At 70.9% G+C, this 23,431-nt stretch carries 20 protein-coding genes; 11 read left to right on the plus strand and 9 right to left on the minus strand.

The annotated features are described in order from the left end of the window. Positions 1 to 25: 25 nt before the first annotated feature. Positions 26 to 1,012: an S-methyl-5-thioribose-1-phosphate isomerase gene (gene mtnA / locus VSH64_RS24470; RefSeq protein WP_326565003.1), complete on the plus strand. Its 987-nt coding sequence runs from the start codon at positions 26 to 28 to the stop codon at positions 1,010 to 1,012. Here mtnA and VSH64_RS24475 read toward each other — a convergent pair. From VSH64_RS24475 to VSH64_RS24485, 3 genes are all read right to left on the minus strand, one after another. Further along, the gene (locus VSH64_RS24475) at positions 997 to 1,824 is read right to left on the minus strand and encodes an outer membrane protein assembly factor BamB family protein (protein WP_326565004.1); all 828 of its coding nucleotides are present in this window, start codon (positions 1,822 to 1,824) and stop codon (positions 997 to 999) included. The two genes, mtnA and VSH64_RS24475, sit on opposite strands and share 16 nt — an antisense overlap. A gap of 688 nt (positions 1,825 to 2,512) precedes the next feature. Beyond that, entirely contained in the window at positions 2,513 to 2,728 is a 216-nt protein-coding gene (locus VSH64_RS24480; protein WP_326565005.1) for a ferredoxin, read from the minus strand. Positions 2,729 to 2,730: 2 nt separating this feature from the next. Then, positions 2,731 to 3,921: a cytochrome P450 gene (locus tag VSH64_RS24485; protein ID WP_326565006.1), complete on the minus strand. Its 1,191-nt coding sequence runs from the start codon at positions 3,919 to 3,921 to the stop codon at positions 2,731 to 2,733. A 200-nt stretch (positions 3,922 to 4,121) separates the two neighbouring features. Between VSH64_RS24485 and VSH64_RS24490 the strand changes: the two genes are divergently transcribed. Next, positions 4,122 to 4,691 (plus strand): TetR/AcrR family transcriptional regulator, encoded by a 570-nt coding sequence (locus VSH64_RS24490; RefSeq protein ID WP_326565007.1) that lies wholly within the window; start codon positions 4,122 to 4,124, stop codon positions 4,689 to 4,691. A gap of 73 nt (positions 4,692 to 4,764) precedes the next feature. On the opposite strand, the gene VSH64_RS24495 is transcribed toward VSH64_RS24490, so the two are convergent. Beyond that, positions 4,765 to 7,557, minus strand: coding sequence for an FAD-binding and (Fe-S)-binding domain-containing protein (locus VSH64_RS24495; RefSeq protein WP_326565008.1), 2,793 nt, complete (start codon positions 7,555 to 7,557; stop codon positions 4,765 to 4,767). Positions 7,558 to 7,719: 162 nt separating this feature from the next. Between VSH64_RS24495 and VSH64_RS24500 the strand changes: the two genes are divergently transcribed. Beyond that, complete coding sequence (locus tag VSH64_RS24500) at positions 7,720 to 8,037, plus strand: hypothetical protein (RefSeq protein ID WP_326565009.1); 318 nt, start codon at positions 7,720 to 7,722, stop codon at positions 8,035 to 8,037. A 108-nt stretch (positions 8,038 to 8,145) separates the two neighbouring features. Here the strand turns inward: VSH64_RS24500 and VSH64_RS24505 are convergent, their stop codons facing one another. Beyond that, positions 8,146 to 8,772, minus strand: coding sequence for a YigZ family protein (locus tag VSH64_RS24505; protein WP_326565010.1), 627 nt, complete (start codon positions 8,770 to 8,772; stop codon positions 8,146 to 8,148). A gap of 756 nt (positions 8,773 to 9,528) precedes the next feature. On the opposite strand from VSH64_RS24505, the gene gltB reads away from it, so the two are divergent. Together gltB and VSH64_RS24515 are read left to right on the plus strand one after the other, a co-directional pair. Next, positions 9,529 to 14,073 (plus strand): glutamate synthase large subunit, encoded by a 4,545-nt coding sequence (gltB, locus tag VSH64_RS24510; protein ID WP_326565011.1) that lies wholly within the window; start codon positions 9,529 to 9,531, stop codon positions 14,071 to 14,073. Between the two features lie 65 nt (positions 14,074 to 14,138). Beyond that, complete coding sequence (locus VSH64_RS24515; protein ID WP_326565012.1) at positions 14,139 to 15,590, plus strand: glutamate synthase subunit beta; 1,452 nt, start codon at positions 14,139 to 14,141, stop codon at positions 15,588 to 15,590. A gap of 122 nt (positions 15,591 to 15,712) precedes the next feature. On the opposite strand, the gene VSH64_RS24520 is transcribed toward VSH64_RS24515, so the two are convergent. From VSH64_RS24520 to VSH64_RS24530, 3 genes are all read right to left on the minus strand, one after another. After that, positions 15,713 to 16,909 (minus strand): pentapeptide repeat-containing protein, encoded by a 1,197-nt coding sequence (locus VSH64_RS24520; protein WP_326565013.1) that lies wholly within the window; start codon positions 16,907 to 16,909, stop codon positions 15,713 to 15,715. A 117-nt stretch (positions 16,910 to 17,026) separates the two neighbouring features. After that, positions 17,027 to 17,935: an ROK family protein gene (locus VSH64_RS24525; protein ID WP_326565014.1), complete on the minus strand. Its 909-nt coding sequence runs from the start codon at positions 17,933 to 17,935 to the stop codon at positions 17,027 to 17,029. Positions 17,936 to 18,020: 85 nt separating this feature from the next. Beyond that, positions 18,021 to 19,487, minus strand: a complete 1,467-nt coding sequence (locus VSH64_RS24530; RefSeq protein WP_326565015.1) for a M1 family metallopeptidase — start codon at positions 19,485 to 19,487, stop codon at positions 18,021 to 18,023. Between the two features lie 76 nt (positions 19,488 to 19,563). On the opposite strand from VSH64_RS24530, the gene VSH64_RS24535 reads away from it, so the two are divergent. The 5 genes from VSH64_RS24535 to VSH64_RS24555 all read left to right on the plus strand — a co-directional run bounded on the left by VSH64_RS24535 (position 19,564) and on the right by VSH64_RS24555 (position 22,521). Further along, positions 19,564 to 20,664: a sensor histidine kinase gene (locus tag VSH64_RS24535; RefSeq protein WP_326565016.1), complete on the plus strand. Its 1,101-nt coding sequence runs from the start codon at positions 19,564 to 19,566 to the stop codon at positions 20,662 to 20,664. Between the two features lies 1 nt (position 20,665). After that, a complete protein-coding gene (locus VSH64_RS24540; RefSeq protein WP_326565017.1) occupies positions 20,666 to 21,322 on the plus strand; it encodes a response regulator transcription factor in 657 nt (218 codons plus the stop codon). Continuing rightward, positions 21,315 to 21,512, plus strand: coding sequence for a hypothetical protein (locus tag VSH64_RS24545; RefSeq protein ID WP_326565018.1), 198 nt, complete (start codon positions 21,315 to 21,317; stop codon positions 21,510 to 21,512). The genes VSH64_RS24540 and VSH64_RS24545 overlap by 8 nt, the downstream gene beginning before the upstream one ends. Then, positions 21,509 to 21,733 (plus strand): hypothetical protein, encoded by a 225-nt coding sequence (locus tag VSH64_RS24550; RefSeq protein WP_326565019.1) that lies wholly within the window; start codon positions 21,509 to 21,511, stop codon positions 21,731 to 21,733. The genes VSH64_RS24545 and VSH64_RS24550 overlap by 4 nt, the downstream gene beginning before the upstream one ends. 71 nt (positions 21,734 to 21,804) lie before the next feature. Then, positions 21,805 to 22,521, plus strand: a complete 717-nt coding sequence (locus VSH64_RS24555; protein ID WP_326565020.1) for a DUF4190 domain-containing protein — start codon at positions 21,805 to 21,807, stop codon at positions 22,519 to 22,521. Positions 22,522 to 22,525: 4 nt separating this feature from the next. On the opposite strand, the gene VSH64_RS24560 is transcribed toward VSH64_RS24555, so the two are convergent. Further along, positions 22,526 to 22,687 carry a hypothetical protein gene (locus VSH64_RS24560; RefSeq protein ID WP_326565021.1) on the minus strand — a complete coding sequence of 54 codons (162 nt, stop codon included), beginning with the start codon at positions 22,685 to 22,687 and terminating at the stop codon, positions 22,526 to 22,528. A 55-nt stretch (positions 22,688 to 22,742) separates the two neighbouring features. Between VSH64_RS24560 and VSH64_RS24565 the strand changes: the two genes are divergently transcribed. Next, positions 22,743 to 23,429 (plus strand): DUF4190 domain-containing protein, encoded by a 687-nt coding sequence (locus VSH64_RS24565; protein WP_326565022.1) that lies wholly within the window; start codon positions 22,743 to 22,745, stop codon positions 23,427 to 23,429. The last annotated feature ends 2 nt before the right edge of the window (positions 23,430 to 23,431 follow it).

Raw genomic sequence — 23,431 nt, forward strand, 5'->3', positions numbered from 1 at the left:
TGCCGACGAGGCTTCGGGAGGGCAGATGCGCAGGACAGTGGACTGGGTCGACGGTGCTGTCGTGATCATCGACCAGGTGGCGTTGCCGGGTGAGTACCGGGTGCTCGAGCTGCGCACGGTCGACGAGCTCGTGGCGGCGATCCAGCGGCTGGCCGTGCGCGGCGCGCCCGCGCTGGGGGCCGCGGGGGCGCTCGGGGTGGCGCTGGCGGCCTTCGCCGGCGGCTCGGCGGACGCGGTGCGCGCGCAGGCCGAACGCCTCGCCGCCGCGCGGCCGACGGCGGTGAACCTGCGTTGGGGCGTCACGCGGGCGCTCGGGCGGCTCGACGAGGGCGCTGAGGCCGTGCTCGCGGAGGCGTTGGTGATGCTCGACGAGGACGAGCAGCTCAACCGCACCGCGTCGGCGCACGCGGCGGAGGTCGTGCTGGCCGAGACGACCCGCCGGCCGCTGCGGCTGCTGAGCCACTGCAACGCGGGGCACCTCGCGACGGTCGCGTGGGGCACGGCGCTCGGGGTCGTCTGGCACCTGCAGGCGCGGGGGCTCGTCGAGTCCGTGCTGGTCGACGAGACGCGGCCGTTGCTGCAGGGCTCGCGCCTCACCGCGTGGGAGCTCGCGCAGGCCGGCGTGCCCTACCGCGTGCAGCCCGACAGCGCCGCGGCCACCGCCATGGCCCGCGGGCTCGTCGACTGCGTCCTCGTGGGCGCCGACCGGATCGCGGCCAACGGCGACGTCGCGAACAAGATCGGCACCTATCCCCTGGCGATCGCGGCCGCGCACCACGGGGTGCCGTTCGTGGTCGTCGCACCGGAGTCCACTGTGGACACCTCGATCGCGTCCGGCGCGGCCATCGAGATCGAAGAACGCCGGCCCGAAGAGCTCACGGAGCTGGGCGGCGTCCGCCTCGCACCGGCCGGGGCCGCGGTGTTCAACCCGGCGTTCGACGTCACGCCCGCCGCGCTCATCACGGCGGTGGTCACGGAAAACGGCGTCCGCGCCCCTCAGCCGACGTCGTAGACCACCACGGTTCCCTTGCCCAGCACGGCGATCCGGCCCGGCCCGAGCACGCGCAGCCCCACCGCCCGCCTCGCCACCCGGGTGCGCGCGAGCCGGGCGCCGTCGGGTGCGAAGCATTCGAGGTGGCCGGCGTTGTCCAGGGTCACGAGCAGGTCCGCCAGGCCGGCCGAGCCGACCACGCGCTCGCCGCTCGCCGGGCGCGGAAGCGGGGTGATCCGCGCCGCGGTGGTGCCCAGCGGCCTTCCACCGACGGTGACGCCGGCGGCCGAGACGTCGAAAACGGGCTCGGCATCAGGAACCGTCCTCCGCCAGGTGCGTTCGACCGCACCGGTGCCGGGATTCACCAGCTCGACGCGCCGGCCACCTGGCCTGCCCACGAGAAACCCGCCGTCGAACCAGGCCGGCAGCACCGTCGGACTGGTGCGGCTCCACAGCAACGAACCGGTCGCGCGATCCAGCGCGCGCAGCGGGGTGTCCCCACGCCAGCCCCCGACGAGCACGACCTCCGGCCCCACCGCGACGTGCCCCGTCAGCCACCCGACCTCCGCGGTCCAGCGCGGCTCGCCGGTGCTCGCCGACAGGCAGCACAGCCGCCCAGGCAGCTGCGGCAGCGCGAACACGTCGGCCCCGTCCGCCACGACGGCCCGCGGCCAGGTACCGAGCGGAACGTCCCACCGCACGGCGCCGTCGGCCCCCGCCAGGCTCACGAGACGAGTGGACCGCTCGTGCACCACGAGGTGACCGTCCGCCACCGCGACGTCGGACAGCACCGGCCGCTGGTGCAGGTCCCGTTCCCACCGCCGCTCGAACATGTCCACATCGGACCAGCAACCCACCCGCCCCGGCAAGCCGATCGTCGTGGCAAGACAGAACACCGCCCGCCACCGAACGGCGGACGGACCCCCGCGGCCACCTCACGGCCGCGGCCCTCCAACCACCGCACCATCGCCAGGTCAGGACCAACAGCGCCGAGAATCACCTCGTCGAGAACGAAGATCTCGACACCTCGGACCGGCAACCCACCCGCCCCGGCAAGACGATCGTCGTGGCATGACAGAACACGGCCCGCCGCCGAACGGCAGAAGGGCCCTCGCGGCCACCTCACGGCCGCGCTCCTACAACCACCGCACCATCGCCGATCGTGATCACCATCGCCAGGTCAGGACCAGCAGCGCCGAAAATCACCTCGTCGAGAACGAAGATCTCGACACCTCGGACCGGCAACCCACCCGCCCCGGCAAGACGATTGTCGTGGCAAGACAGAACACGGCCCGCCGCCGAACGGCAGAAGGGCCCTCGCGGCCACCTCACGGCCGCGGCCCTACAACCAACGCACCCATCGCCAAGTCAGGACGAGCAGCGCCGAAAATCACCTCGTCCAGAACGAACGCCTCGACACCTCGGACCAGCAACCCACCCCACCCCGGCAAGGCCGAATACCCACGACACGACGAAACAGGGCCCCTCCGCCAACGAAGCAGAAGGGCCCCGCTCCTCACCTCACGGCCGTGGTCCCACAACCTCCGTGCCGTCGCTGATCGTGATCGCCATCGCCGGGCAGGAGTCGGCGGCGTCGAGGGCCGTTTCGTCCGGGGCGACGGTGTCGGAGAGGGCGTGGGCGACGGGGCCGTCCAGCGCGAAGAGCTCCGGCATCAGCGAGGCGCACATGCCGGAGCCGATGCATGTGTGTTCGTCGACTTCCACTTTCCAGGTCATCGTCACCACCCGATCGGCATTGAGCGCGGTCCGCGGACCAGCATCTGGGTCTTCCACACGATATCGCCGGCGAGGTGGAGGTTCGGCATCTCCCGGGTGAGGGCCTTCAGCGCCTCCTGCAGTTCCAGGCGGGCGAGCGGCGCGCCGAGGCAGTGGTGCACGCCGTGGCCGAAGCCGAGGTGGTGGGTGTCCTCGCGGTCGAACACGAGGGTGTCGGCGTCGCCGAACTGGAGGCGGTCGCGGTTGGCCGCGCCGATCGCGACGAGCACCGGCTCGCCCTCGCGGACGAGCACGTCGCCGACCTGCACGTCTTCGGTGGCGTAGCGCGCGAAGCCGGCCCCTGCACCGAGGGGCACGAAGCGCAGCAGCTCCTCGACGGCCGCGTTGATCAGCGACGGGTCCTCCACCAGCCGCTTCCACTGCTCCGGCTGGTCGAGCAGCGCATACACGAAGTTCGGGATCTGGCTCGCCGTGGTCTCGTGACCGGCGACGAGGATGCCGACGCACAGGTCCACCAGCTCGAGCTCGGTGAGCCGGTCGCGCACGTCGCGGGCCTCGATGAGTGCCGTCATCAGGTCGTCCTGCGGTTCGGCGCGGTGCTGCTCGATCAGGCCGGACATGTACGCGCGCAGCTCTTCGCGGTTGCGCTCGGCCTCCTCGGCGGTGAGGCCGCTCGTGGTCAGCACCCCGTCGCTCCACACGCGGAACCTCGGGCGGTCCTCGGTCGGCACACCGAGCAGCTCGCAGATCACGGCGACGGGAATCGGCAGCGCGTACGCGTCGACCAGGTCCGCCGGCTGCCCGGCCGCCTTCATGTCTTCGAGCAGGCCCACGGCGAGCTCCTCCACCCGCGGACGAAGCAGCTCCACGCGCCGCACGGTGAACGCCTTCGCCACCAGCGTGCGCAGCCGCGTGTGGTCGGGCGGGTCCATGGCGAGGATGCCGTTGGTGCGCCGGTGCGCGGTCATCCGCGGCTCGTCCTTCTCCACCGACATCGCGCGCGAGAACCGCCGGTCGCCCAGCACGAAGCGGGCGTCGGCGAAGCGCGTGGCGAGCCAGGCCTCCTCGCCGTGCGGCATCTGCACGCGGATCATGCCCTCGGCCTCGCGGGCGGCGGCGTACGCCTCGTTGAGCGCGAGGCCGGCCTCTTCGTTGAACGGGTACGCCAGCGGCTCCGACTGCGTGGTGGTCATGCGGAGAACTCCCAATCTGACAGAAAGTCCGGTTTGTAAGCACCTGCTTACATGCACGGTAGCGGCTTCACCCCGACTTGTCAGCCGCTCCGCAGCGAAAGAGCGTGATTACTTTCCGTGGCCGTAATCGGCCGGATATCACCGTCGATGAGCAGCTGGGGGTGACCAGCGGTTAGCCTCGTGCGCGAACGGGAGGCGCCATGACCGCAGAATCGCACGCCCGGAAACGGGACGCCGCGGCCACCAAAGCGGCGCTGCTCGACGCCGCCGAGGAACTCTTCGCCGAGCGCGGCTTCGACCGCACCACCGTGCGCGACATCGCCGGCCACGCCGGCGCCAACCAGGCACTGCTCTTCCGCTACTTCGGCAGCAAAGAAGCCCTCTTCGAAGCCGTGATGACCCGCGGCGGCTTCGCCCAGCTCGACGCCACCCCACCCGAACGGCTCTTCGCCGAAACCCTGCGCGGCCTGCTCAAGGACAGCTCCGAACGCCGCGACCGCTCGCTGGAGACCTACCTGCGCTCCACCGGCAACGACGGCGCCGGCGCGGCGCTGCGCGAACAACTGGGCGAGGCCTACGGCCAGGCACTGGCCTCGCTCACCGACGAACCCGACGCCGCCCTGCGCGCGGACCTTGCCCTGGCCTGGCTACTGGGCATCGGCCTCGTCCGCGCGGTCACCCGGAAAGACCCACTGGCGAGCGCCTCGGCAGAAGACGTGGCCCGGCTGACCGGGCCGGCGATTCGCACGCTGTTGGAGCGCAGCGAATAGCCGCTACAACCGAGACCGGGCCCCAACGGCACCGCAGCGCCCGGAAACAGACCCTCCGAGCGCCCCGAACCGCCTACTTCAACGCCCGCCTCAACAACACCGCCAGGTGCACCGCCTGCCGCCCCGACTCCTGCTCGATCTGCGTCCGGCAGCTGAACCCGTCGGACAAGACCACAGTGGACTCCGCCGCCGCGCGCACAGCCGGCAGCAGCCGGTCCTCCGCCACGGCCTTGGACACGTCGTAGTGGCCCTTCTCGAAGCCGAAGTTGCCGGCCAGGCCGCAGCAGCCCGAGTCCAACGTGGTGTTGCGGACGCCGGCGGCGGCCATCGCCGCTTCGTCGGCCGCGAAGCCGAGAACGGCGTGCTGGTGGCAGTGCACCTGGGTGATCGTGTCGACGTCGAGGGAGACATCCAACGGTTTCGGTGCGTCGGCGAGGAGTTCGGCGAAGGTGCGGGTGCGCGAGGCCAGCAGTTCGCCGACCGGGTCGCCGGGCAGCAGGGCCGCCAGGTCGCCGCGGAACAGGGCGGTGCAGCTCGGTTCGAGGCCCGCGACCTCGTAACCCGCTTCGAGGTAGGGCCGCAGCACCGTCAACGTGCGGCGCAGCACGCGTTTCGCCATGTCGAGCTGGCCCGTGGACACCCAGGTCAGTCCACAGCAGACACCGCCGTCGGGCAGCACCACGTCGTAGCCGGCCGCGGTGAGGACCTCCGTGGCGGCGTCGAGCACGTCGGGCGTGAGGTAGTTGTTGAACGAGTCCGGCCACAGCACCACGCGCCGCGGGCCAGTCGCCCAGCGGCGCAAGTCCTTGCGCGCCTTCGTGAACGGCACAGCGGCGAACGAGGGCAGGTCGCGTTCCGGTGCGATGCCGCCGAGCCGCTTCAACGGCGCGGCCGCCCAGCGCCGGCGCGAGAAGAAGTTGGCGATGCGCGGCGCGACCGAAACGGCGCGCAGCCACATCGGCAGCCAGCCCATCGAGTAGTGCGACGCCGGGCGCCGCCGGCCGCGGTAGTGCTGGTGCAGGAACTCGGCCTTGTAGGTGGCCATGTCCACGTCCACCGGGCAGTCGGACAGGCAGCCCTTGCACGACAGGCACAGGTCGAGCGCCTCGGCGACCTCCTCGGACTGCCAGCCGTCGCGGATCACCTCGCCGTTCACCATCTCGGCCAGCAGGTGCGCGCGCCCGCGCGTGGAGTGCTTTTCCTCGCGCGTGGCGCGGTAACTCGGGCACATCACGCCGCCGCCGCTGGTGTTGCGGCACTTCCCGACGCCGACGCAGCGGCGCATCGCCTGCCCGAAGCTGCCGCGGTCCTCCGGGTACCCGAGCACTGTCACGTCTTCCAGTGCGAGCGGCGCGTGACGCACGCGCAGATCGGCGTCCACCGGCCGCGGGTCCACGATGATGCCGGGGTTCATGCGGCCGTCCGGGTCGAAGATGCCCTTGAACCGCGCGAACAACGCCATCATCTCGGGGCTGTACATCCGGCCCAGCAGCTCCGACCGGGCCTGGCCGTCGCCGTGCTCGCCCGAAAGCGAGCCGCCGTGCGCGGCCACGAGGTCGGCCGCCTGCTCCACGAACTTCCGGAACTGCGCCTGGCCCGGTGTCGTCAGGAGGTCGAAGTCGAGGCGCAGGTGCAGACAGCCCTCGCCGTAGTGGCCGTAGACCACGCTGCGGCGCCCGTGTTCGCGCATCAGCTCCTTGAACCCACGCAGGTACGAGCCGAGGCGCTCGGGCGGCACCGCCGCGTCTTCCCACCCGGGCCAGGCCTCCGCGCCGTCGGCCAGGCGCGTGGCCAGGCCCGCGCCCTCCTCACGGATGCGCCACAGCCGCCGCTGCGCGGCCGGGTCGTCGAGCACCACGGACCCGGTGAGCGCACCGGCCAGCGAGGCCGCCAGTTCCCGGGCCCGGCCGGCTGCTTCGGCCGGCGAATCACCCGACAGCTCCACGAACAGCCACGCCCCGCCCGCCGGAAGGCCGTCCGCCCGGCCGGGTTCGAGCATCGCGACCAGCTCGGCGTCCACGCCCTCCACGGTAAGCGGCGACCACGGCAGGATCGCCGGCACGGCGTCGGCGGCGTCGATGTCGGACGGGAACCCCAGCACGGCCAGCACCCGGTGCTTCGGCAACCGCGCCAGCTCCACGGTCGCGCCCAGCACCGTCACACAGGTGCCCTCGCTGCCGACCAGAGCCTTGGCGACGTCGAACCCGTTCTCCGGCAACAGGTGTTCCAGGCCGTAGCCCGACACGCGCCGGGAAAAGCTCGACAGCTCCGTGCGCAGCAAGGCGAGGTTGTCCCGCACCAGCGCGCGCAGCTCGCTGAACACCCGCCCTTCGGTGCCCGGACGAGCCGCCCGCGCGTCCACTTCGGACGGTGTCGTCGGCCCGACCGTGAGCCGCGTGCCGTCGTAGAGCAGCACGTCGAGTTCGCGAACCACGTCCACGGTCCGGCCCCACGCCACGGAGTGCGAGCCGCACGCGTTGTTGCCGATCATGCCGCCGATCGTGCAGCGGCTGTGCGTGGACGGGTCGGGCCCGAACCGCAGGCCGTGCGGCGCGGCGACCGACTGCAGGTCGTCGAGCACCGTGCCGGGCGCCACGCGCGCGAGCCGCGTCTCGGGATCGACCCACTCGACGCCGCGCACGTGCCGTGACGTGTCCACGACGATCCCCGGCCCACATGAATTCCCCGCGACACTCGTGCCCCCGCCGCGCGGCACCAGCGGCGCTCCCCGCTCGCGCGCCGCCGCGACGGCGGCGACCACGTCGTCCACCGTCTCCGGCAGCACCACGCCGAGCGGCACGTGGCGGTAGTTCGACGCGTCGGTGGTGTAGAGCGCCAGCGTGGCGGTGTCGCTGAGGATTCGCACGCCCTCCATTCAAGACACGCCGTCCTCCGGACCGAACAGGGGGACCCCGGAAAATTTCGACATCACCCCAGAGAACACGTGAAATGCACGACATCGGACCCGCTCGGACGGAAACTGTCGGTGGTCCGGGTTCTACTGAGGAGCGTGGAAGGAGGTACCGCGATGCCGATCGGACAGCACGCCGACCAGCCGGGCGCTCGAGAGAGCGGCCGGGCGAGTGAGCTGAACCACCGCGAGCGGGCCACCCTGAGAGCCGTCGCGTCGGGACGCGCCGAGATCAGCTGCAGCTGCGAGCCCGACCTGTTCGTCGACGGCTTGAGCTGCTGCGACCAGGCCACCACCCGCACGCTCGTGCGGCGCGGCTTCATCGAGGCCGCGGTCGAAGGTCCGTGCGGCGGGCGAGTGCTGGCCGTACTCACCGCGGCCGGAATGGTGGCGCTCAACGAATCCCTGCGGTCCGGAGCGGTCACGGCCGCCTGAACCGGCGGTCGGCCCGGCCGTCGAGCCGCGATTTCCGGTGCCCCAGGGTGATCGCACCACGACGGAAGCGGGTTTCCCGGTGCCAGGGCACAAAACCACCGGGCCCGGTCAGGAACGCACCCATTCCTCCCCGAGTTCGACAGCCTCCGCCGTGCCGCCGGTCAGGTCCGCGAGCCACGCGGCGAACGCCGGCTCCTCCCCCGGAGCCAGGCCGATCTCGAAGTGCGCCGAGGCCTCGAACCGCGTGTCGTGCAGCACATACGCCGAAGCCCGCAGGTCGTTCTCCAGCCGGCCGGCGCGGGTGTAGTCCACCTCGACGTCGAACAGCCGCAGGCGCCGGTACTCCACCACGGACGCGACGTCCAGCGCGTCGGACACCGCCTGGCCGTAGGCGCGGATCAGCCCGCCCGCCCCGAGCAGCACGCCGCCGAAGTGGCGCGACACCACGGCGACGAGGTCGGTGACCTCGCGGCGGCGCAGCACCTCCAGCATCGGGACGCCCGCGGTGCCGGCCGGTTCGCCGTCGTCGCTGGAGCGCTGGGCGCGGCCGTCGGGGCCGAGCACGAAGGCCTGGCAGTGGTGGCGGGCGGCCGGTTCGGCCTTGCGCCGGGCCGCGATCACGGCCCGCGCGGCGGCCTCGTCGGTCACCGGGGCCAGTGCGCAGAGGAACCGGGAACGCTTGATCTCGATCTCGTGCAGTACCGGGCTCGCCACGGAGAGATAACGATCAGCCATCGACGGTTCGCCTCATAGGCCCAGTCAACCAGCTCACTCAGTGGGACAACCCGCGGCCCGCACAGCAGTTTTCGCAGGTCAGCAGGGTTACTGACCAGTGGTCGGGAGGCACGGCCCGACATATGGGCATACCCCGGGGGCCGTCAACGTAAGCGTGGCATTTCCCACCCGCGCGCAACGACATATGTCGAACACAGCGAATTCACACTATCGTCATAAGACCCGGCCAACCCGGGAGCAGCACCACGCGCCCGGCCGGCCCCCACCACACAGGCTGACCGAACGGCACGTGCGCAGCACCAGAACACCGCTGGACCGACGAATCACCACAGCGTTGACGATGCCGCGACGCTGATCGACGACACAGCACCAGCTCGGTCGAGAACACCGTGTCTCGACCGGGAGCAGTTCAGACCGAGAACACACGTCTTGAGCACCACAGCGTCTCCGAGAACACGCGTCATCGAGGACACACGTCTTTGAGAACACAGCGTCTTGACCAAACACAGCGCTGGCGTAGATCGCGGCGCTGACGTAGTTTGTGGCCGCCCAGTGCTGTGCGGCTGTACTTCGGAACCGCCCCTGCCGCAGCCCGGTCGATGTCGACCGAGCCGGCCTCACGGGCGGTTTCCGCTTCTTCACTGTGTTCCCCCGACTGACCATCGCGGTTCCGGACCACTTCGTTAACCGGTTCAGTGCTGAACCACCCAATGGAGTGAGTACCGGTCGCGCCAACGCCTTGGGAGGCGGCCAGCCGTGACCCACCGTTCCACTTCCGGTTCCAGCAAACCGGCCACCACCGGTCTGTACGACCCCGCGTATGAGCACGACGCTTGCGGGGTCGCCTTCGTCGCCGATCTCGCCGGTCGCCGAGATCATCAGATCGTGGCGAAAGCCCTGGTTGCCCTGCGGAACCTGGAGCACCGCGGGGCTCGCGGCGCCGAACCCGACACCGGCGACGGTGCCGGGTTGCTGATCCAGGTACCCGACGCCTTCTTCCGCGAGGTCGTGGACTTCGACCTGCCCGAAGAAGGCGCTTACGCCGTCGGCACGGCGTTCCTGCCCCGCGACGAGAAGCGCCGCGGCCGCGCCATGACCACCATCGAGCGGATCGCCGCCGAGGAGGACATGCGCGTGGTGGGCTGGCGCGACCTGCCGGTCGACGTCGCCCAGTGCGGGCCGACCGCCGGTGAGACGCGGCCGCACTTCACCCAGCTGTTCCTGGCCGGACGCCGGCACAACCGCGACGGCCTGGCGCTGGAGCGCTCCGCGTTCTGCGTGCGCAAGCGCGCCGAGCACGAGCTCGTCGACGACGACGTGTACTTCCCGTCGCTGTCCTCGCGCACCATCGTCTACAAAGGAATGCTCACCGAGGACCAGGTCGAGCGGTTCTTCCTCGACCTGCAGGACGAGCGCGTGACGAGTGCCATCGGCCTCGTGCACTCGCGCTTCTCCACCAACACCTTCCCGTCGTGGCCGCTCGCGCACCCGTACCGCTACGTGGCGCACAACGGCGAAATCAACACCCTCAAGGGCAACCGCAACTGGATGGACGCCCGCGAGGCGCTGCTGGAGACGGATCTCATCCCCGGCGACCTCAAGCGCATCTACCCGGTCATCACGCGCGGGGCCAGTGACTCGGCTTCGTTCGACGAGGTGCTGGAGCTGCTGCACCTCGGCGGCCGTTCGCTGCCTCACTCGGTGCTCATGATGATCCCCGAGGCCTGGGAGAACCACCAGGAAATGGACCCCGCGCGCCGGGCGTTCTACGAGTTCCACTCCACGCTCATGGAGCCGTGGGACGGGCCTGCGCTGGTGGCGTTCACCGACGGCGCGCAGATCGGCGCGGTGCTCGACCGCAACGGCCTGCGCCCGGGCCGCTACTGGGTCACCGACGACGGTCTCGTGGTGCTCGCCAGCGAGGTCGGCGTGCTGGAGCTCGACCAGTCGACGATCGTGCGCAAGGGCCGGCTCGAGCCGGGCCGCATGTTCCTCGTGGACACCGTCGAGGGCCGGATCATCGAGGACGAGGAGATCAAGGGCCAGCTCGCCACCGCGCACCCGTACGACGAGTGGGTGGACAACGGCCTGCTGCGCCTGGAAGAGCTGCCCGAGCGCGACCGTGAGGTGCCGCTGCACGCGGCCCTGGTGCGCCGCCAGCAGTCCTTCGGCTACACCGAGGAAGAGCTCGAAGCCGTTCTCGAGCCGATGGCCCGCACCGGCGCGGAACCGATCGGCTCGATGGGCAACGACTCGCCGCTCGCACCGCTGTCTTCGCGGGCGCGGCCGCTGTTCGACTACTTCATCCAGCTGTTCGCGCAGGTCACGAACCCGCCGCTCGACTCGATCCGCGAGGAGCTGATCACGGCGCTGGGGACGCAGGTCGGCGCCGAGCCCAACCTGCTGGTGGCGAGTGCGGCGTCGTGCCGGCGCATCGCGCTGCCGTTCCCGGTGCTGGACAACGACCAGCTCGCCAAGCTGGTGCACGTGAACGACGACGGCAACCTGCCCGAGTTCCAGGCCGTGACCGTGCTCGGCCGCTACAACGTGCACGGCGGCGGCGAAGCGCTGCTGCAGCGGCTCGACGAGATCCGCAGCGAGGTGTCCGAGGCCATCGAGGACGGCGCGCGGCTGATCGTGCTGTCCGACCGCGGCGTGGACGAGAACCACGCGGCCATCCCGTCGCTGCTGCTCACCGGTGCCGTGCACCACCACCTCGTGCGGGAGAAGACGCGCACGCAGGTGGGCCTCATCGTGGAGGCCGGCGACGCGCGCGAGGTGCACCACATCGCGCTGCTCGTGGGCTACGGCGCGGCCGCGGTGAACCCGTACCTCGCGATGGCGACGGTCGAGGAGATGGCCCACCAGGGCCTGATCCCGGGCGTCAGCGCGAAGCAGGCGACCGCGAACCTGATCAAGGCGCTGGGCAAGGGCGTGCGCAAGACGATGTCCAAAATGGGCGTCTCGACCGTCGCGTCCTACACCGGTGCGCAGATCTTCGAGGCCGTGGGCCTGGGCTCCGACATCGTCGACACCTGTTTCACCGCCACCACCTCACGGCTCGGCGGCGTCGGGTTCGACACGATCGCCGAGGAGGTCTCCCAGCGCCACCGCCGGGCCTTCCCGACCGACGGCGTGCGCGCGAGCCACCGCGAGCTCGAGACCGGCGCGGACTACCAGTGGCGGCGCGAAGGCGAGCCGCACCTGTTCAACCCGCAGACGGTGTTCAAGTTGCAGCACTCCACGCGCAGCGGGAAGTACGAGGTCTTCAAGGAGTACACGAAGGCCGTGAACGACCAGTCCGAGAAGCTGCAGACGCTGCGCGGGCTGTTCGACTTCAAGGTCGGCGAGCGCCCGGCGGTGCCGATCGAAGAGGTCGAACCGGTCTCGGAGATCGTGAAGCGCTTCGCGACCGGCGCCATCTCCTACGGCTCGATCTCGATGGAGATGCACCAGACGCTGGCGATCGCGATGAACCGCCTCGGCGGCAAGTCCAACACCGGCGAGGGCGGCGAGGACGCCGAACGGCTCTACGACCCGGAGCGGCGCAGCGCCGTGAAGCAGGTCGCTTCCGGCCGCTTCGGTGTGACGAGCGAGTACCTCGTGAACGCCGACGACATCCAGATCAAGATGGCGCAGGGCGCGAAGCCCGGCGAAGGCGGGCAGCTGCCCGGCGCGAAGGTGTACCCGTGGATCGCGAAGACGCGGTACTCGACACCGGGCGTCGGCCTGATCTCGCCGCCGCCGCACCACGACATCTACTCGATCGAGGACCTCGCCCAGCTGGTCCACGACCTCAAGAACGCCAACCCGGCCGCGCGCATCCACGTGAAGCTCGTGTCCGAGGTCGGCGTCGGCACGGTCGCGGCGGGTGTGTCCAAGGCCCACGCCGACGTGGTGCTCATCTCGGGCCACGACGGCGGCACCGGCGCTTCGCCGCTGTCCTCGATCAAGCACGCCGGCGGACCGTGGGAGCTGGGCCTGGCCGAGACGCAGCAGACGCTGCTGGCCAACCGGCTGCGCGACCGCATCGTGGTGCAGACCGACGGCCAGCTCAAGACCGGCCGGGACGTGGTGATCGCCGCGCTGCTCGGCGCCGAGGAGTTCGGGTTCGCGACGGCGCCGCTGGTGGTTTCGGGCTGCATCATGATGCGCGTGTGCCACCTCGACACCTGTCCGGTGGGCGTCGCGACGCAGAACCCCAAGCTGCGCGAGAAGTTCAGCGGCAAGGCCGAGTACGTGGTGAACTTCTTCGAGTTCATCGCCCAGGAAGTGCGGGAGTACCTGGCGGAGCTGGGTTTCCGGTCCATCGAAGAGGCCGTGGGCCACGCCGAGGTGCTCGACAAGCGCAAGGCCGTGGACCACTGGAAGGCGGCCGGGCTCGACCTGTCGCCGATCTTCCACGTGCCCGAGCTGGCCCCGCGCGCGGCGCGCCACCAGGTCGTGAAACAGGACCACGGGCTCGACAAGGCGCTGGACAACACGCTGATCCAGCTCGCCGAGGGCGCGCTGTCCGCGGGTGACAAGGTGCGGCTCGAGCTGCCGGTGCGCAACGTGAACCGCACCGTCGGCACGATGCTGGGCTCGGAACTGACGAAGAAGTGGGGCGGCGAAGGCCTGCCGGACGACACGATCGACGTCACGTTCACCGGGACCGCAGGCCAGTCGTTCGGCGCGTTCGTGCCGAAGGGCATCACGCTGCGGCTCATCGGCGACGGCAACGACTACGTGGGCAAGGGTCTTTCGGGCGGCCGGCTGATCGTGCGGCCGCCGGCGGAGGTCTCGTTCGCGGCCGAGGACCACATCATCGCCGGCAACGTGATCGCCTACGGCGCCACGAGCGGTGAGATCTTCATCCGCGGCAAGGTCGGCGAGCGCTTCTGCGTGCGCAACTCCGGCGCGCTGGCCGTGGTCGAGGGCGTGGGTGACCACGGCGGCGAGTACATGACCGGCGGACGCATGGTGGTGCTCGGCGGTATCGGGCGCAACTTCGCGGCCGGCATGTCGGGCGGCGTCGCGTACGTGCTCGACCTGCCGGCGCACCGCGTGAACCCGGAGATGGTGGACATCGACCCGCTCGACTCCGACGACACGGACTTCCTGCGCGAGACCGTGGAAAAGCACTACAACGAAACGGAATCCGCCGTGGCGCGCGAACTGCTCGCCGACTGGGACGCGGCCGTCGACCGGTTCGGCAAGGTCATGCCGAAGGACTACAAGCGTGTGCTCGCCGCTCAGGTTCAGGCCGAGCGGGACGGGCGTGATGTGAACGAGGCGATCATGGAGGCAGCTCATGGCTGATAATCGCGAAGCCGGCTATGAGTGCCGACTGGGTGCGGGTATCCCGCAAGACACGGAGGCCGCACATGGCTGACCCCAAGGGCTTTCTGACCACCACCCGCGAAGAACCGAAGCGCCGGCCGGTGGATCTGCGGCTGATGGACTGGCGTGAGGTCTACGAGGACTTCGCGTCGACGAAGCTGGAGAAGCAGGCCGGACGCTGCATGGACTGCGGCATCCCGTTCTGCCACCAGGGCTGTCCGCTCGGGAACCTGATCCCGGAGTGGAACACGCTGGTGTGGCGGGAAGACTGGCAGGAGGCGGCCGAGCGGCTGCACGCCACCAACAACTTCCCGGAGTTCACCGGCACGCTGTGCCCGGCGCCGTGCGAAACCGCGTGTGTGCTCGGCATCAACGACGACCCGGTCACGATCAAGCGGGTCGAGATCTCCATCATCGACCGGGCCTTCGCCGAGGGCTGGGTCACGCCGCAGATCCCGGTGGCGAAGACGGGCAAGAAGGTCGCCGTCGTCGGTTCCGGGCCGTCCGGGCTCGCCGCGGCGCAGCAGCTCACGCGAGCGGGCCACAGCGTGGTGGTCTACGAGCGGGCCGACAAGATCGGCGGGCTGCTGCGCTTCGGCATCCCCGAGTTCAAGATGGAGAAGCACCGCCTCGACCGCCGGCTCGACCAGATGCGAGCCGAGGGCACGGAGTTCCGCACGTCGGTGAACGTCGGCGTGGACCTCACGGTCGAGGAGCTGCGGTCTTCGCACGACGCCGTGGTGCTGGCCGGCGGCGCGACCGCGTGGCGCGACCTGCCGATCGACGGCCGTGAGCACGACGGCATCCTGCAGGCGATGGAGTTCCTGCCGCCGGCCAACCGCGTCGCCTCGGGTGACCTCGACACGGTGCCCTACTCGGCCGAGGGCCTCGACGTCGTGGTCATCGGCGGCGGCGACACGGGCGCGGACTGCGTCGGCACTTCGCACCGCCAGGGCGCGCGTTCGGTGACGCAGCTGGAGATCATGCCGCGGCCGCCGGAGTCTCGTTCGGACGCGCACCCGTGGCCGACGTACCCGATGATCTACCGCGTGTCCTCGGCCCACGAAGAGGGCGGCGAGCGCCTGTATTCGGTGAACACGCAGGAGTTCGTGGCCGACGCCGACGGCCGCGTGCGCGCGCTGAAGCTCGTGGAGGTGCGCAACGAGGGCGGCAAGTTCGTGCCCGTCGAAGGCACCGAGACCGAGCTGCCCGCGCAGCTCGTGCTGCTGGCGATGGGGTTCCTCGGGCCGCAGAAGGAAGGCCTGCTGGAAAACCTCGGCGTGGACCTCGACCAGCGCGGCAACGTGGTGCGCGACCGCGATTTCCGGACCAGCGTGGACAACGTGTTCGTGGCCGGTGACATGGGCCGCGGCCAGTCGCTGATCGTGTGGGCCATCGCGGAAGGCCGCTCGTGCGCCGCGGGCGTCGACGCCTTCCTCACCGGCCGGGGTGTGCTCCCGGCCCCGATCGCGCCGACGGACCGGCCGATCGCCTGACCGGAGTGGCCGGCGCACCAGCGTTGTTGCGCCGGCCACTTCCTTTCCGGAGACGGGCGGGTGTGCCGACGATGTCGCACCCGCCCGTTTTCGCTTGTCCGGGCGGGAAACCGGGCTCTTGGTCAGTTCTCGGGCAGAACTGCGCTCTCCGCGACCACCGGCACCTGCGGTTCGGCCCGCCCGGTCGGCCATTCGGGCGGGTCTTCGGCATCGGTGACAGTGGCTTCGGAGAAGGTCACCAGTGCGCGGAACGACGCGCGGTCGAACACCGGCGACTTGGCGAACGACGCTCCCTTGAACGAGGAGTCCTGCGCGAACGACGCCCTCGCGAACACCGCGGCCCCACCGAACTCGACGCCGGCGAACGAACACGTGTCCGCGAAAGACGCTCCGCTGAACACCGCTTCTTCGCCGAACGTCGTGTGCCTGAACAAGGCGGTTGCCTCGAACGAGGCGCTGCCGAACCAGGTGTACTCGGCGAACGACACCTGATCGAACCAGGCCTCGTCGGCGAAAGCGGCGTTGTCGAAGGTGGTGCGCCCGGCGAACACCGCTCCGGTGAACAACGCTTCGTGCGTCAAGGACACGCGTTCGAAGGAGGTGGGTCCGGAGAACCTGGCGTTGCGGAAGTCGGCCGAAGCGAGGCGAGCTCCACCGAGGTCGAACTCGTGCAGCACCGCGTCACGCAGATCCAGGGTGACGCCGTCCCAAAAGCTCGCCGGAGCGCCTTCGGCCTTGTCCTCCCACCGAAGATGACGTTTCAGGACCTGCTGCGCGGTCCGCCGCACGTCCAACTCCAGCCGGCGGGCCGCGATCTCCGCATCGGCCGCGCCGCCGTCCGACCGTGCGACCTCGTCACCGGTTGGCAGCCGGTACGGCGCGCGCAGGTACGCACAGATCCGATCGACCACGGTCTGGCGCAGGTCGGGGTAGGACTGCGCGAGGCGCTCCAGGTCGGTGAGCCCGCCGATGCGCACCGCGGCCTTGTCGCTCCCGAGTTGTTCGCCGGCTTTGGCGGACAAGTCGGTGATCTGCGCGGCCCGATCGGCGTCCTGCTTCGCCCGATCGGCCGCGAGCTGCCGGTGGTGCTCACGCTGGCCGAGGCGCAGCCGTTCCACGGTGACCACGGCGGCGAGGATCGCCAGCACCGCGGCGGCGCTCTTCCAGCCGGTGTCGAAGGCGTCGCGGTGTTCGGCCCGGGTGGCGCCCCAGAGCAGAACGGCGACCCCGGTGCCCACCGCGATGCTGAGCACCAGGGCCAACCAGACCCACAACCACGCGAATTCCCGGTGCCGGCCGCCTGATCTCGTCTCGCCCACGCGACCATCTCAGCACAGGCGGGATGTCCCCGGTTGTCGCCCGCGTCCCGATTGCCGAGCCGGCGTTCCGGCGTTCGCTCGCCTGATGCGGCGCGCCTCGGCTCCGGTCAGATGGTGTCAGCGGCTGCGCAGCCGGTCCAGCGCCAGCAGCCCCGCACCCAGCCGCCCGGCTTCATCACCCAGCGAAGCCACCCGCAGCTCCGGCATCCGCTGGAAGGTCAACGCCGCGGCCAGGTACTCGCGCACCGGGTCCAGCACGTAGTCCGCGGCCGTGAACAGGCCGCCGCCGAGCACGATCACCTCGGGTGCGAGCAGCGTCAGCAGTGTCTTGAGGCCGTGGCCGAGGCCGTCGAGCGCGTCGGACACCACGGCGATCGCGGCTTCGTCGCCGTGGCGGGCGGCGTCGACCACGGGCTGGGCGCCGTCGGCCGGGCGGCCGGTGCGTTCGGTGTAGCGGCGGGCGATGGCCGACGCCGAGGAGATCGCCTCGAGGCAGCCCGTGGCGCCGCAGCCGCACACGATGCGGTGGCCCACGTCGATGTGGCCGACCTCGCCGGCCAGCCCGTGGGCCCGGTAGAGCCGGCCGTCGAGCAGCAGCGCGGCCGCGATCCCGGTGCCCACGGCCACGAACGCCGCGTCGGTGCAGCCCGTGCCCGCGCCCACGCGGAACTCGGCCAGGCCGCCCGCGCTCACGTCGTGGCCGAACGCCACCGGCAGGCCCAGCCGGTTTTCCAGCAGCTCGCCGAACGGCACGTCGCGCCAGTCGAGGTTGGCCGAGAAGCGCGCGACGCGGGCCTCCTCGTCGATGATGCCCGGCACCACCACGCCGACGGCGCCCGGCGACCCCGTGCCGGCCTGCTCGGCGAGCGAGGACACCACGTCGGCCACCTGCTCGGCCAGGGCCGTGCCGTCGGCGCTCTTCGCCGTGGGCACCCGGGTCGTCGCGAGCGCGTTGAGATCGCCGTCGAGCAGGGCCGCCTTCACGGTCGTGCCGCCCACGTCCAATGCCGCCACCAATTCAGCCATACCGCGATTCTCACATCGGTGGCGTGGGCTCGGCATGGTCCTCGGGAGATCCGAGGTCGGTCACCAATCCGGATCGCCGGTCATCTCACGCCTTCCACTCGGGGTGGCCCGGCATCGCCGGGGTGGTGGACCCGTAGAGCCAGTCGTGAAAAAACGTGCCGAGGTCGCGCCCGGAAACGCGCTCGGCCACGGCGACGTAGTCCTGCGTGGCGGCCGGGCGGCCCTGGAACTCGTCGAAGAACGTGCGCTCGATGCGGTCGAAGGTCGCCTGACCGACGAGGCCGCGCAGCGCGTAGAGCGTGAGCTTGCCGCCGAGGTCGGTGCCGAACATCACGCCGGTCGGGAAGGTCTGGTGGGCGACCGGGCCGTTCTGCGCGAGGATCTCGTTGTTCTGCGCGTAGCCCGATTCGGCCTTTTCGTCGAACGGCGTGCCACCGTGCTCGGAGTCGTAGAGGTCCTGGTAGTAGGTGGCGTGGCCCTCGCTCAGCCACATGTCGTCCCAGTGGCGCACCGGCACGGCGTCGCCGAAGTACTCGTGGGTGAGCTCGTGCGCCATGGTCGACACCGTCTCGTGGTGCTCCAGCGACAAGGCGCTGTAGGTCGGCATCGCCGCGGTCTCCAGCGCGACGCCGCCGCCGTAGATCCGGTTCACGCCGAGGGTGCCGGCGCTCGCGTACGGGTACGGCCGGCCGAGGCGCTGTTCGAGCCACGCGATGATCCCCGGTGTCTCGCGCGCGGTGTCGAGCGCGGCCGGCTTCGCCGCCGTGGTCACGTAGCTGCGCACCGGCAGCCCGTGCGGGCCGACCTGGTCCACCTCGGTGAAGTGGCCGGCGGCGAACTGCACCACGTCGGTGGCCGTGGGCCGGCCGACACGGAAGACCGAGGTCACACGGTCGCCCACGCGGTGCTTGCCCACGAGCGTGCCGCTGCCGACGCCCTGTACGTCGGCCGGGGTGGCGATCCGCAGGGTGTAGGTGGCCGGGTCGCCCGGCACGTCGTCGGACGGGAACACCGCGTGCTCACGGTCGGTCTGGCCCATCACCGCGAAGCCGTCCGGCGTGTTCTGCCAGACGCCGACGGCCTCCGCGAGGTCGGGCGGCAACTGGACACCGGTCGCGGGCGACTGCGGGCTCTTGGCGCGGTCGGCCAGGTAGCCGATGCGCACGGTGAACGGCACGCCCTTGCGCAGCGGCCGCGCGGGCGTGACCACGAGCTTTTCGCCCTGCGTGGTGAACTCCGCCGCCGCGCCGTCCACCTCGACCGAGTCGATCCGCGCCACGGCCGAGTCGAGCCCGAAGGACGACAGCGACTGCGTGGCGACGGCCCGCATCGTCACGGTCGCGGCCATCGTGGTCACGCCGGGCCGGTAGTCGAGGGACACGTCGTAGTCGCGGGCGTCGTAGCCGCCGTTGCCGAGGCCGGGGAACAGCCGCTCGCCCGCGCTCAGCGCGCCGGGTGCGGCGGGATCGGCCGGGGCGGCGGTCGCGGTTCCGGCCGCCAGCACTGCCGCCAGGCTCGCCACCGCCGCGGTTTTCACGATCGTTTTCACCATGCGTCCACCCTGGCGGCGCCACGGCCGCGCGCACATCGGCCGGGCAGCTCGAAGGGCGTAACCGGAAAGTCGTACGGTGATCGCCGTGCGACTGCTGCTGCTCGACGCCTGCCTCGCGATCGCCGTGGCCGGCGCGCTAGCGCTGGAGGCACTCAGCGGCGTGTCCCGACCGGCGTGGTGGCAGCTCGTGATCGTGGCCGTGCTCGTGCTGTTGCTGCTGCGGCGGCGGTTCCCGCTGGCCACGATGCTGGCGATGGCGGGGCTGGCCTGGTTCGCGCCGCCCGCGCAACTCGCCACGTTCTTCACCCTCTACACCGTCGCCGCCCGCCGTGGCCCGAAGTGGCCGACGGTGGTGGCCACGGTCGCCGACGTGGCGCTGGTGCTCGTCACCTACCAGCCCGGTGACCTGCAGGCCTGGGAAATCATCGGCTTCGTCGCGGCGCTGATGACGCTACTGCCGCTGCTGGCCGGGCTCTGGATGCACCAGCGCGCGGTGCTGCTCGAGGCGGTGAGCGACCGCGCCGACCAGGCCGAACGCGAGCGCGACCTGCTGGCCGAACGCGCCGTGACGGCCGAGCGCCGGCGGATCGCGCGCGAGATGCACGACGTGGTGGCCCACCGCGTGAGCATCGTCGCGCTGCAGGCCGGGGCGCTGTCGATGCGCGCGCCCGACGAGGAGACCGGCCGGCTGGCCGAGGTGATCCGCGAGTCGAGCGCGGCCGCGCTCACCGAGCTGCGCGACATCCTGAAGGTGCTGCGCGAAGACCTCACCGAACCGAAGTCGCTGCCCAGCCCCACGCTCGACGGCGTCGCGCAGCTCGCGGGTGATCTCGCCGCGGCCGGCGCGGAGGTCGACACGCAGGTGCCCGATCCCCTGCCGCAGGTGCCGGAGAAGGTCGGGCGGGCCGCGTACCGGATCGTGCAGGAATCGCTCACCAACGCCGCGAAACACGCGCCGGGCGCACCGATCCGCGTCCGGCTGTCGCTCGACAGCGGCAAGCTCGTGGTCGAGGTGGCCAACGCCCTCGGCGCTTCCGCGGGCCTGCCCAGCTCCGGCTACGGCGTGATCGGCATGCGCGAACGCGTGACGCTCGCCGGCGGCGCGCTGCGGGCCGGCCCCGACGGCACGGGCGACTACGTGGTGCGCGCGGTGTTCCCGCTCGCGAGTGGAGGGTGAGATGGAGGGTTCCGCGGTGATCAAGGTCCTGCTGCTCGACGACGAGGTGCTCGTGCGCAGCGGCATCCGCATGATCCTCGAATCGGATCCGGAGATCCGCGTGGTCGCCGAGGCCGGCGACGGCAAGGGCGTCGCGGACCTCGTGGCGGAGCACCGGCCCGATGTGGTGCTCACCGACATCCAGATGCCCGGCGTCGACGGCCTCGAGGTGACCCGCGTGGTCACCGCACTGCCCGACGCGCCGGCGGTGGTCGTGCTGACCACGTTCGACCTCGACGAGTACGTGCACACCGCGCTGCGCCGCGGCGCCACCGGCTTCCTGCTCAAGGACACTCCCCCGCGCGACCTGGTCAATGCCGTGCACGTGGTCCGCCGCGGCGAGGCGATGCTCTCACCGGCCGTGACGCGGCGGCTGCTCGGCGAGTTCGCCACGGGCGGGGCCGTGGAGAGCGCGAAGGCGCGGCTGACCGCGTTGACCTCGCGCGAGCGGGAGGTCGCGGTGGCCGTGGCCGAGGGCTGGAGCAACGCGGTGATCGCCGGCCACCTCGGCGTGAGCGAGGCGACGGTGAAGGTGCACCTGGGGCGGATCATGTCCAAAGTGGAGGCCGCCAACCGCACGCAGGTGGCCATCCTCGTGCACGATGCGGGTCTTGCCTGAAGCCCGGAGCGAGATCGCGCCGGCGAAGACCAGCGGCTTCGCCACCGCGGCGCTGGTGCTGGCGTTCCTGCCGATCAACGTGCTGCTGAGCGTGATCTTCGGGATCCTCGCGCTGATCCCGATCCGGCGCTACGGCCGGCGCGGCCGAGGTCTGGCGATCGCGGACTCTCCCTCAGCGGCGCGTGGTTGATCGTCATCGTCCTCGCCGTCGCGACCGGCGTCTTCGTGCCCGGCAACGGCGCCGACAGTCCCTACAGCATCTTCGCGACGCAGAAGGGCCAGTGCTTCACCGCGATCGTCAACCCGCCCGGCGCTTTCCAGCAGCCACAGGAGCCTCGCGATGTCCACTTCGGACCCGCCGGGGTCGATGGCCGGAGCAATGCCGTGCTCGTCTTGCCTGAATTGTTGTAACTCGGTCGTCTGGCACCAGTTAGGATCTTTGTCGGGTCGGGGGATTCCACGGAGAAACTCAGGGGACCCGTATGTCCGAATCTGTCCTGCCGCCCCAGCCGACGGGGCCGAGCTACCAGGACGCGCCACCGCCGCCACCGCCGCCCGCGACCGGCAAGACCAACGGCCTCGCGATCACCTCGCTGGTCCTGGGCGTCGTGCCGGTGCTGAAGGTGCTCTTCGGCTTCGCCTTGGCGATCCCCGGCATCAGCCTGCTGCTGAGCGTGATCTTCGGGGTCGTCGCGCTGCGGCAGATCCGGCAGACCGGCGACGGCGGCCGACCGCTCGCCCTCGCGGGGATCGGGCTCAGCTGCGCCTGGGTGGTGGTGCTCTTCATCACCGCCGGCGCCTCGTCCGAGTCGAGCAGCGAAGACGCGGCGGTCAACGCGGTGGTGAACGGCGGCAACAGCCTCTTCTCGGCCGAGCAGGGCGAATGCTTCACCGGCTACGACAAGGCGACCGGCGACGTCACCAAGGTCTCGTGCGACGTCGCGCACGCCGACGAGATCTACGCCGTCGTGCCGCTGCCGGAGTCCGACACCTACCCCGGCGAGGAATCCCTGGCCACCACGAGCCGCCAGTACTGCACCACCGCGCAGTCGGGCTACTTCGTCGACGCCGAGAAGCCGGCGGACCTCGTGACGGCCGAGTACTACCCGTCGGCCGGAACGTGGCAGAGCCAGGACCACTCGGTCGTCTGCACGCTGAAGGCGAAATCAGGGCTGCTGACGGCCCCGGTGGTGCACTAGCGGATCACGGCGCGCCGGGCGCGACGATCGGCAGCCCGTCCGGCGCGCCGCTTTCCAGCAGCCGCAGGAGCCCCTCGGTGTCCACTTCGGATTTCACAGCGCCGGCGGGGTGCTCCGTGCCGACGCTGGTCTTGCCTGAATTGTTGTCGCGCAGGCGATCTGGCACCGGTTAGGATCCTCGTCGGGTCGGGGGATTCCACAGAGAAAATCAGGGGACCCTCATGTCCGAATCTGTCCTGCCGCCCCAGCCGACGGGGCCGAGCTACGAGGACGCGCCGCTGCCGCCCCCGCCGCCGCGGGTGACCGGGACCACCACCAACGGCTTCGCCATCACGTCACTGGTGCTGGCGTTCCTGCCGGCCACCGTGGTGCTGAGCGTGATCTTCGGGATCATCGCGCTGGTCAAGACACGGCGCACCGGCCAGCGTGGCCGGGGTCTGGCGATCGCGGGCCTCAGCATCAGCGGTGCGTGGGTGCTCGTCCTCATCGCCGCGGTGGTGATCGTCAGCTTGGCGCCCGCCGGCGACAAGGCCGCAGTCGCCGTCCCCGCCGCGAGCAACAGCGTCTTCGCGGCGCAGAAGGGCCAGTGCTTCACCACCTACGACGAGCTGACCAGCAACATCGAGAAGGTCCCGTGCGACAAGCCGCACCACTCCGAGATCTACGGGCTGGTCGTGCTGCCGGGCGACGACACCGACGTCTACCCCGGCGACCAGACGCTGTCGGACCAGGCCCGGTTTTTCTGCGAGGCCGAGCAGAGGAACTTCTTCGCGGCCACCACGCCGCCTTCGGATCTGGTCATGGCCGTGTACTACCCGGATGAAGGGACGTGGCAGCACCGCGGGCACTCGGCGGTCTGCACCTTCGAGTCCCGGAACGGCGCGCTGACGGCCCCCGTGGCGCACTAGCG

The sequence above is a fragment of the Amycolatopsis rhabdoformis genome (genome assembly GCF_035918295.1).
Lineage (GTDB): Bacteria > Actinomycetota > Actinomycetes > Mycobacteriales > Pseudonocardiaceae > Amycolatopsis > Amycolatopsis rhabdoformis.